The sequence below is a fragment of the Arthrobacter sp. MMS24-S77 genome, assembly GCF_054888235.1.
The window spans coordinates 4241711-4254226 of record NZ_JBTZRN010000001.1 but is presented as its reverse complement, the minus strand read 5'-3'; the positions used below and the strand labels follow the sequence as shown (position 1 = coordinate 4254226).

The following is a 12516-nucleotide window of genomic DNA, read 5'->3' as shown; positions in this document are numbered from 1 at the left end:
TGCACCGCCCAAAGATAGCCAAGCAAACTCGTTACACCCCGGCAATACGCGGGTCATGGGGGCGAAACTCCCCGGGCGGAAACTGGACGAATCCACCCCGGAAGGATCGTCCCCATGGCTACTCCGCTCAACCAGTCAGTGGCCGATTCGGCGTTGCTGACAAAATCGCTTCCGCTCGGCCTCCTGCGGACTTTTGCCCAGTCCGAGGCGGCCCACGACGGCATCACCCCGGAACTCCTCGCCGAGCTGAGGATGCTCGCCCGCACCCCGGGACTCCTGGTGGCTTGCAACTACGGTGGAACCCTCTGCACTGCGGAAGGCGTGTCCACGGAAACGCTGCCGCTCGGGAGTGCCGCCGTCGCGCTCCGGGCACTGGCCGCACTGCCGAACACGCACACGGCCGTCATCTCCGGCAGATCGCTCCGGGACTTGGCCGCTGTTTCCAGGCTCCCGGCGGAGGTCCATCTGGTGGGTTCGCACGGCGCCGAATTCGACATGACCTACGCGTACAGCATGTCCATGGCCACCGAGGCCGTTCTTCAACAGGCAGCCATGGCCCTCAACGAATCCATCGGCTTCGAAAAGGGCATCAGCATCGAACGCAAGCCGGTGGCCGTAGCCATCCACACAAGGCCCGCTACGCCCGCAGTGGTCGCGAGAGTGACCCGAGAGGCGCACCAGATCGCCCGCGAACTGGGCTTGTTCTTCATTGTGGACGGATCCGTGCTGGACCTCTCCATCGTGGAGCCCTCCAAAGACGCCGCGCTGGAGCATCTGCGCACCCAGCTTGGTGCCAGTGCAGCCTTGTTCGCCGGCGACGCCGACAGTGATGAACTGGCCATTGCCACCTTGCGGGGCCCGGATCTCGGCCTTCACGTGGGCGACGGAGAAAGCTCGGCGCGCCACCGGCTGCCGGACCCGGAATCCTTCGCCAAGGTGCTCGCCATCCTGTTCGAACTGCGCCGGGCATGGCTGTTCGGCGAGGACGCGGTGGGGCTGGAGCGGCATTCGATGATCGGCAACGGGACTTCGACTGCGCTGCTCACTCCGGAGGCCAAGATCTGCTGGATGAGCCATCCCCTCCCGGATTCCGGCTCCTTGTTTGCCCACATCCTCGGTGGCGACCCCGCCGGCCACTTCAGCGTGGAACCGGTCAAGACCTCACAGGTGCTCGGCCAGCGCTATGTGGACAACACCATGATCGTGGAGACGCGTTGGGCCGACGTCACAGTCACCGACTACCTTGAGCCCGCCCCGGACGGCATCACCAGCCTGGTCCGTGTGCTGTCTGGAACCGGCAGTGCGCGGATTGTTTTCGCACCACGCCCGGACTACGCCAACGCCCCGTTCAACATGGAAGTCCGGGGCGAGGAACTGCACGTCGTGGGCACCTCGGACCCCATCATCCTTTTCGCTCCCGGGGTCTCCTTCACCGTCACAAGCGACGGCAAGCACGGCACCGCCACCGCCGAAGTCAGCCTCGCGTACGGTCCGGTAGTCATGAACCTGAGGTGCGGGGACACTGAGCCGACGACGCCGGACCCCGCCGGAGAGCTCGCCCGGCGGGCCGCCGTCGCGCAGCAATCCCGGCAGTGGGTCCGGGGGCTGGAACTGCCCGACATGAAGCCGTCGCTGGTGCGGCGCTCGGCGCTGGTCCTGAAGGCCTTGGTGCACGAACCCACAGGGGCAGTCCTCGCGGCGCCAACCACGTCGCTGCCTGAAGGGATCGGCGGCACCCGCAACTGGGACTACCGTTACTGTTGGCTCCGCGATGGTTCCATGACCGTCAACGCGCTCGTGGACCTCGGTTCCACTGAGGAGGCGGACGGCTTCCTCCGCTGGCTGGGCCGCATCCTCGACAACGCGCCCGGGCCGGAATGGCTGCACCCCCTGTATTCCGTGACCGGCTCCCCGCTGTCCACGGAGGCCATCATTGAAAGCCTGCCCGGTTACGCCGGTTCGCGGCCCGTGCGGATTGGGAACGCTGCGGACCACCAGGTGCAGCTGGACGTTTTCGGGCCGATCGCCGAGCTCATTCACGGGCTCAGCAAACGCCGCGGCACCCTGCCGGACGAGCACTGGAAACTCATGGAGCAGATGGCCTCGGCCGTCTTGGCCCGCTGGCACGAACCCGATCACGGCATCTGGGAAGCCCGGCGCGCGCCGCGGCACCACGTCTACACCAAGGTGATGTGCTGGGTGACGCTGGACCGGGCCATGCAGACGGCGGTCCGGTTCCGTCGCCCCATCGGAGCCGAGTGGGAGGAGACGGCGAACATCATTCGCTCCGAGGTCCTCCGCGAAGGATGGGACGATTCGGCCAGTTCTTACACCGTGGCTTACGACAGCCCGGACCTCGACGCGGCAGTGCTCCACATCGGGCTTTCCGGCCTCCTGGGTGTCCGCGACCAGCGCTTCCTGGACACCGTCACCGCGGTCGAGCGGGAACTGCGGGTGGGCCCCACCGTGTTCCGGTACAGGTACGACGACGGCCTGCCGGGTTTGGAGGGCGGGTTCCACATCTGCACCACCTGGCTGATTGAGGCGTACCTTGCGGTGGGCCGTTTGGACGATGCGCTGGAGCTGTTCAACCAGCTCGTGGCGCTCTTCGGTCCCACCGGACTGCTTCCCGAGGAGTTCGACCCCGGCACGGAGACCCACTTGGGGAACCACCCGCAGGCGTATTCGCACTTGGGCTTCATCCGCTGCGCGCAGCTTCTGGACAGGTACCTGGACTCGGTCGAGGAAGAGTAGGCGCAAGGACACCAGCCATCCTCCGCGTGCTCGCTCGTCCCTCGCTTAGACGCACACTTCCGGATAACTGGCGTCCTTGCTTGAGGAATTATTTAGGTGAGCAGCAGCGCCACGGCGATCATTGCGGGGACAGCCACCACCGTAGTGATCAGGACAGTGTCCTTGGCAACGGTGATTCCGGTGTTGTAGCGGCTCGCGGCGACGAACACGTTCTGCGCCGTGGGCAGTGCCGAGGTGACCACCACCGCGAACAGAGCGTGTCCCTCCAGGCCCAACGCGAAGCGGGCGAACACGTACGCCATCAAGGGGTGGACGAATAGCTTGAAGCCGCTGGCCAGCAAGGTGTCCAGGCGGCGGCCCGTGTCCTTTTGCAGGGGACGCGAGCCGTTCAGGCTCATGCCGAACGCCATCAGCATCGCGGGAATTGCGGCGCCGCCGATCAGATGGATCGGCTCCATGATGAGCGCGGGAACCTGCCAGCCCGTGCCGGCCACCACCAAGCCGAGGGCCGATCCCACGATCATCGGGTTCCGCACGATCATCAAGACGAATCGCAGGAGAGTGGTGCGGTGGCTGCTGGTGCTGGCATCGAGCGCCATCAGGTACATGGGCGTGAAGAACGCGAGCTGGAAGATCAACAGGGGTGCCACATAGCTGGCGTCGCCCAGGACGAACACTGCGATGGGGATGCCGAGGTTCGCGGAGTTGGCCAAGGACGCGCTCATGGAGGACATGAGCGATTCGGGCAGGGAGCGTTTGAGCCAGAACTTCACGATGACGAAGAAGAGGGTGCCCGTGGCTACCGCGCCCACGGCCGTGACCAGGAGCGGAGCGGCGAAAATTTCGTGAAGATGGGCCTTGCCCAAGGTTTCAAAGAGGAGCGCGGGGCTTGCGACGAAGAAAGTCAGTCCGCTGAGAACTGAGCGCGCATTGTCGCCCAGGATCCCACGCTTGCCGACGAACATGCCCACCAAGATGATGGCCCACACCACGAAGAACCCGGAAAGGACGCCCAGCACTACGGCATCCGGAGGGGGATGGGCGCAGGATGGCGTGGGTTCACAGTCCCAGCCTAAATCAGCTTTATTCGGCCGTGACGCCCGACGGCGGGATGTTCCGCCATGTGGACGGCGTCAACGCGGCGCCCCGCGGCGAAGGGGAGCCTAGTTCAGGTCGGCGTTGTTGAGGGCGTGAGGCGGGCGCATAAGGCCGGGAGTGAGGCCCTCGGCGGGATCGCTGCCCAGCTGGACGATTTTGTTGGACCTGTCCACATGGACAACCTTGGGCTGGTAGGCCTTGGCCTCTTCGGTGGTCATCTCCGCATAGGTGATGAGGATGACAACGTCGCCCACGTGCACCAAGTGCGCTGCGGCACCGTTGATGCCGATGACGCCAGAGCCGCGCTCGCCGGCAATGGTGTACGTCTCCAGGCGCGCCCCGTTGGTGACGTCCACAATCGAGACGAGCTCGCCGGGCAGGATGTCCGCAGCATCCAGCAGATCCAGGTCGACCGTCACAGAACCTACGTAGTGCAGGTCGGCATGGGTCACCGTGGCGCGGTGGATCTTGGACTTAAACATTGTGCGGTTCATAACGTGACAAGTTTAGCGCGTAGCCGCTCGATCGCTGGGTGATGCCTGACACAGCTCAGGCCCTGGCTGCGGCTTTCCTTGCCTGCCGCCTCTTCAAGGAGCCATAGCCGGCGAGCAGTTTGGGAACAGCGAAGTAGACGGCGGTAGGAACTACGAGGAGAGTCAGGACGAGGGCGCGCAGCGCGGGGTGCCAGGATTCGGTGAGTGGGCCAAGGATCGTCAGTCCGATGGCGACGAGGGGGAAGATGGCCAGCCACGTGATGACTGCGCGCACGTGAACAGAAGGCACATGAACGGAAACCGGCGCAGGCGCGGCGATGTCCGAGGATGTGGTGACTGGGGATTGGGTGCTCATGAAATTCTCCAACCAATTAGTTGCTTTCGGGTGAGTTCAGACTAGACGCCGCCTTCGAAAACTGCAACTACTTGGTTGGAATCTGTTAAGATGGGGATATGGCATGGGATACCGAGCGGACCAAGCGCCTCCTCCTTGAGGCGGCCACTGCCGAGTTTTGCCAATTCGGACTCTCCGGCGCCAGGGTAGACCGCATCGCATCCGCGGCCGGAGTCAACAAAGAGCGCATCTATCAGTACTTCGGCAAGAAAGACCTTCTCTTCGACGCGGTGATCGCGTCCCAGCTCAGCAAGGTGGTGGACGAAGTCCGCATCGAGGGCAGTGGTCCCGAAGCGTTGGCTGACTATGCCGGACGCCTGTTCGACCACCACCATCAGGACGCCACCCTGCCGAGGCTGCTGTTTTGGGAGGGGCTGGAGCGGGGTGACTACGTGGTGAACCGCCCTGACCGGGCCGCGAACTGCAGGAACAAAGTTGACGGTGTCATCCGAGCCATGCCGGGCACTTCCAGGGAAGACGCGGCCGATCTGATGCTCACCATCATTGCGCTGTGTGACGCCTGGCCCGTGCTGCCTGAGTTGGATGGCCTCATGGCCGGGAGCAAGGAGCCAAGCAGGGCCGAGCGGCGCCGGAAGGCGATCGTCCAGACCACCCTCCTGGCCGCGCGGGCGCTAGCCTAGGCCTGCTTGTTGAGCGTCCTGCCAATGATCGCTTGCGTGAGCGCATCCACCACCTCTGCGTTCGCGAGCGGGTTGCGGATGAGGGTGAAGTCGACTTCGCCCACAGGCGGGAGGCCGAAACGCCGGGTGATCACCGTGAGATCCTCGGGAACCAACGACGACGGCATGACGGCGACGCCGATTCCGGCACGTACCGCTGCCAGGACGCCCGCGATCTGTTTGGTGGAGCAGGTGACGCGCCATGTCCTGCCCATGGCCTCAAGTGCGTCGATGGCCAGTTTGCGGCTGACGCTAGGTGCTGGATAGCAGATCAGCGGTACTGGGCTTGCAGGGTCCAGCACGGTTTGTTCGACGCCCACCCAGGCAAAGTTGTCGTGCCGGACCACGGTGCCGTCCTTGGCCTCGCCCACCCACTTCACGAACACGAGGTCCAGTTGGCCGGCGTTGAGGCGCTTGTAAAGCTGGTCGCTCTGGCTCACGGTGAGTTCGAGGTTGATCTGCGGATACAGTTGCCGGAATTCGCGAAGGATTCTCGGCAGGCCTGTTATGGCAAGATCGTCGGCGGTTCCGAAGCGCAGCCGCCCGCGCATGGCGGAGCCGGAGAAATACCTCGCTGCGGAATCGTGTGCGGCCAGGATGTTCCGGGCAAAACCCGCCATGGCGTCGCCATTGTCCGTGAGCCGCACATCCCTGGTGTCGCGTGCCACGAGCGCCCGCTTTGCCGCCGTTTCCAGCTTTCTCACGTGCTGGCTCACTGTGGGCTGGGCCAGGCCGAGGCGCTCGGCGGCCTTGGTGAAACTCAGGGTCTCGGCGACGGCCAGGAAGGACCGCAGCTGCACTGGTTCGAACACGGGGCTCCTTGACTAGGTACGTTCACCGCTGCTCACGGTAGTTCATTGCATTTCGCAATGCTAGTTATACAGCCAATTCACTTCCATAATTGCTGCCGCCCACCCTAGCGTTAAGTGCATCCCAGCGAAACGTCTATCCAAGGACTTCCTTTGGCACCCCCACCGCCCTCAGCGGCACACGTCAGCCAATCCTCCATCGATTCACTCGTCGCAAGCAGCGGAAATTCAGGCGCTGCTGACTCATTGGACGCGGTCACCCAGCCGATCGCCGTCGTGAGCGAACGCCTCCCTTGGCGGCACACTTTCATATCCCTCAAAGTACCCAACTTCAGGATCTTTGCCATTGGCCACTTCGTGGCCGTGATTGCGCTCTGGATGCAGCGGATCGCCCAGGATTGGTTGGTGCTCCAGCTCTCAGGTTCCGTCACCGCCGTCGGAATCACCGTGGCGCTTCAGTTCATGCCGTCTCTTTTTCTGGGCCCCTGGGGCGGCATGATGGCGGACCGTTTTCCCAAGCGGCGCATCCTGATCCTGTGCCAGAGCATGGCGGCCGGTCTCGCGGCCATCCTTGCCGCGTTGGCGCTGAGCCATCACATTGAGGTGTGGCACGTCTATGTGATCGCGTTGGTCCTGGGCCTGGTGACCGTGCTGGACCAGCCCGCGCGGCAGGTCTTCGTCAATGAACTTGTGGGGCCGAAGTACCTGCGGAACGCCATCAGCGTCAACTCCACCACGTTCCAGCTGGGCGGCCTGATTGGTCCCGCACTGGCAGGTCTCCTGCTGACGGCGGTGGGCGCGGGCTGGGCCTTCGCGGCAAACGCCGTGGCGTGCTGTTCCACGGTCACCATGCTCCTCATGCTCCGCAAGAATGAACTCTTTGTCAGCACGCCTGTGCCAAAACGCAAGGGGATGCTGCAGGAAGGCCTGCGCTACGCGCTGAGCAAGCCCACCATCTACTGGCCGTGGCTCATGGCGGGCTTCGTCGCAGTGTTTGCAATGAGCCTGCCCGTTCTCTTGGCCGCCTTCGCGGACCATATCTACCACGCAGGCGCCGGCGGCTACGGGTTCCTCAACGCAATGGTTGCCCTGGGAGCACTTGCTGGAGCAATCACCTCGGCCCGCCGGCGCCAATTGCGGTTGCGCTCAGTGGTGCTATGCGCAGGGATGTACGGCCTCATGCTGTGCCTGGCCGCGTTGGCGCCGTCCATGGTCTGGTTCGCAGCGGCCATGGTCCTCTCCGGGTTCTGGTGCCTCATGTTCCTCACCGCCGCGAACCAGTTGGTCCAGGTCAGCGCCAACATGAGTATCCGCGGCCGCGTCATGAGCCTCTACATCATGGTGCTCATCGGCGGCCAAGCCATCGGAGGTCCAATGATGGGTTGGCTGGCCGAGCACCTGAATCCGCACATGGCGGTCCTGGTGTCCGGCGGGGTTCCGGCGCTCGCGGCGGCGACGGTCGCCGTCGTACTTGCCCGGAAGTCCGCGCTGCGGCTCAAAGTGGACGTCCGGGATCGACGCCGGATGGTGCGGATCGTCGCTCAGTCGGCGTAGCGCCGGTGGCCGGCCGTGCCGGGCGCCTACAAGGCGCCCGGCTTCCAGCGTGTATAGACCAGGGTCAGCTTAGGCCGCGAGGTGCGGGTAGTCCGCCGCGCGCCCTTGGAATTGCAGCACGTCCGGGTTGCGGATGATGCCATCCCGGATCTCGATGGCGCGGGAGATCGTCTCGTTGGCGTCCCACGCCTCTGGGCCCGAAATGACGGTCTCGAGGAACGGCAGGAGCGCTTCGCTGATCTCCCAGCTTGACGAGTTCCACAAGTAGGACGGGCTGTGGTCCACCGCGTAGTAGTTGATGTGGTCACCCACCGTGAACATAGGCTCGGCGAACGTCGTGGTCCGCGCCCAACTGAAGCCCATGCCTTCGTCGCAGGAGACGTCAACAATCAAGCTTCCCGGCTGGAACGCGTCCAGGTCCTCGGTCCGCAGGTAGGTCAGCGGTGAGTTCGGGTCCTGCAGGGTGCAATTGACCACGATGTCGCTGGCGGCGAGGAACGGGGCCAACGGCAGGCGGCCACGATCGGTAATGACCTCGCTCAGGAACGGGGCGTTCTGGTCGTGGTCGAACTGCACGATCCGCACCGAGTGGATGGGGGATCCGACCGCCGCAACACCGCGGTTTGTCAGTACCTGGACGTCGTGGATGCCATGGGCGTTGAGGGCGGTGACCGCACCACGCGCTGTGGCTCCGAAACCAATCACGACGGCGCTCAGGCGCCTCCCGTAGTCACCGGTGGAGCCAGTCAGGGCAAGGGCATGGATGACGGAACAGTAGCCTGCGAGTTCGTTGTTCTTGTGGAACACGTGGAGGCCGAAGCCGCCGTCGCTGGCCCAGTGGTTCATTGCCTCGAAGGCGATCAGGGTCAGCTTCTTGTCGATGGCGAGCTGGGTGATGGCCCTGTCCTGGACGCAGTGCGGCCAGCCCCAGAGGACCTGCCCGTCGCGGAGATCGGCAAGGTCTTCCGGCTGCGGCTTGGGCAGGAGGATGACGTCCGAGTCGGAGATCAGTTGTTCACGGCTTGCCATGCCGCCCACCAGGGGTTCCAGTTGGCTGTCTGAAAAGCCGAAGCGCTCACCGTAGCCGCGCTCGAGCCTGATGCGTTGCCTGCTTTCGGGGGCAATGCGCTCCAGGTGCAGGGGATGGACAGGCAGCCGGCGCTCGTCCGGCTTCCGCGACGAGGAAAGGATTCCGAGGGTCACGGCGCCTATATGGCCACTCACTTTTTGTTGCCGGTGTTCGGCTTTGCCACGACGGTCGCGGGAGACTCTGCGGCCCGTTTGTCCGCGCGCTTTTCTTTGATGGATTTGCCGGATTTTTTCGATGCAGCTTGGCGAGGTGATTTGTCAGCCATGATCGCTCCCTAGAGCAGAGCCGAAATGGCTCCTAGCTCCTGACGATACACCCTTCAGGGTTGGGCACCTTGTATCCTGGCAGCCGCCGAGGGGCCGGGAAAGGGGGGGCGTCCAACAGCAAGGGAATGGAGCGGGCGACGGGAATCGAACCCGCGTATCGAGCTTGGGAAGCTAGCGCTCTACCATTGAGCTACGCCCGCAATGCCCCGCAATGCAGCCGGAGCAGATCCCAGCTTAGCGCAGATGACGCGGTGATCCAGACACAGACTCACCGGCGGCATCGCCAATTCTCTTCCGCCGGTATCACGGTCGCATCAAGTTTGGCGCGGAGCTCGTAAAGATTCGGTTAAGGCTCGACGCGGGTGTGTTGCCCTCAGTCACGCCTGACTATTCTGTAGCAGTTAGCTGCTGTGTCATGGGGAACCCGGCTATGCCTATGAGCCGTACGCCGAAAGAGGATTCCGTGGCATTTGCAGAGCATGAAGTACTCATTGGTCGCGACGCCATGACCGTTTACCAGTTCCTTGTGGACGGCTTGAACAATCCGCTGTGGCGCAGCGGAATCCGCAGCATTTCCCTCCGTTCCGGACACGCAGGCGAAAAGGGCGCCGTCTACCAGCAGACCTTGGCAGGCCCTGGAGGGCGGCCGATTGCGGCTGACTTCCAGATCACCGAGGCCCGGCCCGGCGCTGAAGTGCGTTTCGCCGTCGTCGCCGGTCCTGCGCGCCCCACCGGTGGCTACTATCTCAGCACTGAGGGCCCGAACACCCGCCTGAGATTCGCGCTGGAGTTACATCCCAAGGGCTTACAGAAACTCATGAACAGCATGATCCAGAAGACCATGGAAGACGAAGTAGTCCAGCTGGAGCAGCTCAAAGCGGTCATCGAGGGGCAGTCGCCGGAAGCGTAGGGCTATTGCGCCAGCTTGAGGCCGCCCCAACCGGCTACCGGAGTGCTCGGCGTGGTGAGGCGTCCTCCAGTCAGGTCCCAGTATTCAACCACTCCGTTGCTCGCCAGGCCTGCGACGCCCGTGGTGTTGAGGCCTGTGACGCCCCGAAGCGAGCGCAATCCCGAGTAGTCGCTCCAGCCGGTCCCCACTACCAGCCGGGCTTCCGACTTGGGCGTGGTGAGGCCTGAGCCGCGGTAGAGTCGCAGGTTCCCGTTTGCTTCCACTGCCAGCAGGTCCAGAAGGCCGTCGGCGTCGTAGTCCACCATGCTGAGGCGGATGGCACTGACGCCGGAGCCCACCTGGGTTCGTCCGACGAGGGCGGTGAGCCCCAGGTTCCGGTAAAGGTAAAGCGCGCCGCTGGAATCAGTGGCGAGGATTTGCGGGAGCCGGTTGTTGCCGCACCACATACCTACGGCCATGGTCATCGTCTGCCAGCCCGATGAGCCCAACAACACCGGCGCTTTGAACCCTCCGCTTACCACGCCGGGGTAGAGCAGCAGTCTGCCATCCAGCATTTGGACCAGGACATCGATGACGCCGTCGCGGTCCCAATCGGTTGTGATGACCTCTTTCGACCCCGCGAAACCGGATCCGACGGTCCGGGCGGGACCGAATGTGCCGTTGCCGAGTGCAGGATAGTCCTTGAGGAATCCGGAGGGGTCGACGGCGACCAAGTCACCGGTGCTCCGGATGGCCGCCGCGGTGAGGTCCAGAGTGGGCGGCTGGTGCTTGGCGATGGGGTCGCAGACGCTCGGGGGCGGCAGCTGGGGAGGGCCAGTGCTCGCGCCCGGGCTGTTGACGGTGCCGGCGGGGAGGGTCGTGTAGCCGAAGAGATTGACCACTCCCCACATCGTGTAGCTATTGGGGGTGGTCTGGTAGTTGCCGTCAGTGAAGGTGATTCCGACGCCAATCACGTTGAAACGGGGATCACGAAGCAGGGCGTCATGGGCGGGCGAGCTTTTCCACCATTCGACAAGCTGGGCGGCATTCCGATCCCAGCGGACCGCAATCACCTCGCCTGCACCATTGTTGGGGTTCAAGGCCCTGGGATCAGTCCAGAAGTTGCTGCGGTGTTCAATCACCTGGCGGCTCGCGATGTTGTCCGACCAATCCTGCGAGAGGGACGCCACGGTGGGGTTGTACTTCACGGGATTCAGGCCGAGCGAGGTCCGGTAGCTGTTGATGGCGTTGAAAACGGCCAGCACCTGGGCGGAATTGTCGTCATTGACCAATGCCTGGGCCGAAACCATCGGGACGGCTGCGGGCGAATTCCTAGTCCGAGCGGCCACCGGAGGCGGGACGTCCGCCGCAGAGCCACCCGGGAGCGGGTCAGGGCCGGAAGCCGGCGGGATGGAAGGCACAGGGGGCGGTCCGTCCACGGCCTGGGGCGACGTCGCGCTACCGGGCCCGACGGCGGTGCTGGTGTTCGCAGGCGAGGTCGCCGCATGCTTGGGGGCGGTTGCGGGAGCGGCGGGGGCTGCCGCCGGTGACTTCAACGCGGGTGCGGCCTGCGGGAGGCCAGATCCCGACGGCGGAGCGGACGCCGTCGTCGTACTTTCAGTGCGCGGGGTGGGGCTTGAGCTCGAAGGCGCGGCGGGTGCCGCGGGGGCGGCAAGGGGGACCGGGGCGATAGGTGGGCCGGAGGCAGGGGCCATCACCGTGAGAAGGCACGCCACCGTTACGGCAACGGGCACTGCAATTCGTCTCAATGTTTCCCCAGATTCGCGTTGTGCCACCGTTCCCAAGCACAACAGCGGTAACGGTAGTCTATGTGGTGCACTATAGTCCCATCCGCCACTCCCGCACCACGGTCTTTGGCGCATGCGGTATTTTTGATCGTGTGCTGATCTCTGACCGCGACATACGTGCCGAAATCGACTCCCGACGTATTGTCCTGGAGCCCTACGAACCCGCGATGGTTCAGCCATCCTCCGTGGATGTGAGGATTGACCGTTTCTTCAGGCTGTTCGACAACCATAAGTACGCGCACATCGACCCCTCCGAGGAGCAGCCTGAACTGACCCGCCTGGTTGAGGTCGAGGGCGACGAGCCTTTCATTCTGCACCCGGGTGAGTTCGTGCTCGGTTCAACGTACGAGACCGTGAGCCTGCCGGACGACGTGGCCGCGCGCCTGGAAGGCAAGTCTTCGCTGGGACGCCTCGGTTTGCTGACGCACTCCACAGCCGGCTTCATCGACCCCGGATTCTCCGGCCACGTGACTTTGGAGTTGTCCAACGTTGCCACGCTGCCCATCAAGCTGTGGCCGGGCATGAAGATCGGCCAGCTGTGCTTCTTCCGCCTGTCCTCGGCCGCTGAGCATCCCTATGGCTCCGGTGGATACGGCAACCGCTACCAAGGCCAGCGCGGCCCCACCGCGAGCCGCAGCCACCTGAACTTCCACAGGACGTCTATCTAGCCCGCAGAGACG

12 protein-coding genes and 1 tRNA gene are annotated in these 12516 nt (G+C 64.1%); 5 read left to right on the top strand and 8 right to left on the bottom strand.

Going from position 1 to position 12516, the window contains the following annotated elements; genetic code table 11:
* Positions 1 to 114: 114 nt before the first annotated feature.
* Positions 115 to 2754, top strand: a complete 2640-nt coding sequence (locus ACX5I4_RS19640; RefSeq protein ID WP_461838139.1) for a trehalase-like domain-containing protein — start codon at positions 115 to 117, stop codon at positions 2752 to 2754.
* A 92-nt stretch (positions 2755 to 2846) separates the two neighbouring features.
* On the opposite strand, the gene ACX5I4_RS19635 is transcribed toward ACX5I4_RS19640, so the two are convergent.
* The 3 genes from ACX5I4_RS19635 to ACX5I4_RS19625 all read right to left on the bottom strand — a co-directional run bounded on the left by ACX5I4_RS19635 (position 2847) and on the right by ACX5I4_RS19625 (position 4701).
* Positions 2847 to 3773, bottom strand: a complete 927-nt coding sequence (locus ACX5I4_RS19635) for an AEC family transporter (RefSeq protein WP_461838138.1) — start codon at positions 3771 to 3773, stop codon at positions 2847 to 2849.
* A 144-nt stretch (positions 3774 to 3917) separates the two neighbouring features.
* Positions 3918 to 4346, bottom strand: coding sequence for an aspartate 1-decarboxylase (gene panD, locus ACX5I4_RS19630; protein ID WP_184739749.1), 429 nt, complete (start codon positions 4344 to 4346; stop codon positions 3918 to 3920).
* 55 nt (positions 4347 to 4401) lie between these two features.
* Positions 4402 to 4701 carry a hypothetical protein gene (locus ACX5I4_RS19625; RefSeq protein WP_461838137.1) on the bottom strand — a complete coding sequence of 100 codons (300 nt, stop codon included), beginning with the start codon at positions 4699 to 4701 and terminating at the stop codon, positions 4402 to 4404.
* 98 nt (positions 4702 to 4799) lie between these two features.
* On the opposite strand from ACX5I4_RS19625, the gene ACX5I4_RS19620 reads away from it, so the two are divergent.
* Positions 4800 to 5381: a TetR/AcrR family transcriptional regulator gene (locus ACX5I4_RS19620; protein WP_461838136.1), complete on the top strand. Its 582-nt coding sequence runs from the start codon at positions 4800 to 4802 to the stop codon at positions 5379 to 5381.
* Here ACX5I4_RS19620 and ACX5I4_RS19615 read toward each other — a convergent pair.
* Positions 5378 to 6232: a LysR substrate-binding domain-containing protein gene (locus ACX5I4_RS19615; RefSeq protein WP_461838135.1), complete on the bottom strand. Its 855-nt coding sequence runs from the start codon at positions 6230 to 6232 to the stop codon at positions 5378 to 5380. The genes ACX5I4_RS19620 and ACX5I4_RS19615 overlap by 4 nt on opposite strands.
* A gap of 150 nt (positions 6233 to 6382) precedes the next feature.
* Between ACX5I4_RS19615 and ACX5I4_RS19610 the strand changes: the two genes are divergently transcribed.
* Positions 6383 to 7783 (top strand): MFS transporter, encoded by a 1401-nt coding sequence (locus tag ACX5I4_RS19610; protein ID WP_461838134.1) that lies wholly within the window; start codon positions 6383 to 6385, stop codon positions 7781 to 7783.
* A 69-nt stretch (positions 7784 to 7852) separates the two neighbouring features.
* Here the strand turns inward: ACX5I4_RS19610 and ACX5I4_RS19605 are convergent, their stop codons facing one another.
* From ACX5I4_RS19605 to ACX5I4_RS19595, 3 genes are all read right to left on the bottom strand, one after another.
* Positions 7853 to 8986 (bottom strand): N(5)-(carboxyethyl)ornithine synthase, encoded by a 1134-nt coding sequence (locus ACX5I4_RS19605; RefSeq protein WP_461838133.1) that lies wholly within the window; start codon positions 8984 to 8986, stop codon positions 7853 to 7855.
* A 17-nt stretch (positions 8987 to 9003) separates the two neighbouring features.
* Positions 9004 to 9138 carry a hypothetical protein gene (locus ACX5I4_RS19600; RefSeq protein WP_461838132.1) on the bottom strand — a complete coding sequence of 45 codons (135 nt, stop codon included), beginning with the start codon at positions 9136 to 9138 and terminating at the stop codon, positions 9004 to 9006.
* Between the two features lie 127 nt (positions 9139 to 9265).
* A tRNA-Gly gene (locus ACX5I4_RS19595) sits at positions 9266 to 9339 on the bottom strand.
* Positions 9340 to 9602: 263 nt separating this feature from the next.
* Here ACX5I4_RS19595 and ACX5I4_RS19590 point away from each other — a divergent pair.
* Positions 9603 to 10049: an SRPBCC family protein gene (locus ACX5I4_RS19590; RefSeq protein WP_461838131.1), complete on the top strand. Its 447-nt coding sequence runs from the start codon at positions 9603 to 9605 to the stop codon at positions 10047 to 10049.
* A 2-nt stretch (positions 10050 to 10051) separates the two neighbouring features.
* On the opposite strand, the gene ACX5I4_RS19585 is transcribed toward ACX5I4_RS19590, so the two are convergent.
* On the bottom strand, positions 10052 to 11782 hold the full coding sequence (locus ACX5I4_RS19585; RefSeq protein WP_461838130.1) for a CAP domain-containing protein: 1731 nt from the start codon (positions 11780 to 11782) through the stop codon (positions 10052 to 10054).
* A 146-nt stretch (positions 11783 to 11928) separates the two neighbouring features.
* On the opposite strand from ACX5I4_RS19585, the gene dcd reads away from it, so the two are divergent.
* Complete coding sequence (dcd, locus tag ACX5I4_RS19580; protein WP_461838776.1) at positions 11929 to 12504, top strand: dCTP deaminase; 576 nt, start codon at positions 11929 to 11931, stop codon at positions 12502 to 12504.
* Positions 12505 to 12516: the final 12 nt, after the last annotated feature.

Excerpts from the sequence above, each read along its gene's own strand:
- ACX5I4_RS19640 (WP_461838139.1), top strand. The coding sequence starts at position 115 with ATGGCTACTCCGCTCAACCAGTCAGTGGCCGATTCGGCGTTGCTGACA.
- ACX5I4_RS19600 (WP_461838132.1), bottom strand. The coding sequence starts at position 9,138 with ATGGCTGACAAATCACCTCGCCAAGCTGCATCGAAAAAATCCGGCAAA.
- panD (WP_184739749.1), bottom strand. The coding sequence starts at position 4,346 with ATGAACCGCACAATGTTTAAGTCCAAGATCCACCGCGCCACGGTGACC.
- ACX5I4_RS19625 (WP_461838137.1), bottom strand. The coding sequence starts at position 4,701 with ATGAGCACCCAATCCCCAGTCACCACATCCTCGGACATCGCCGCGCCT.
- ACX5I4_RS19620 (WP_461838136.1), top strand. The coding sequence starts at position 4,800 with ATGGCATGGGATACCGAGCGGACCAAGCGCCTCCTCCTTGAGGCGGCC.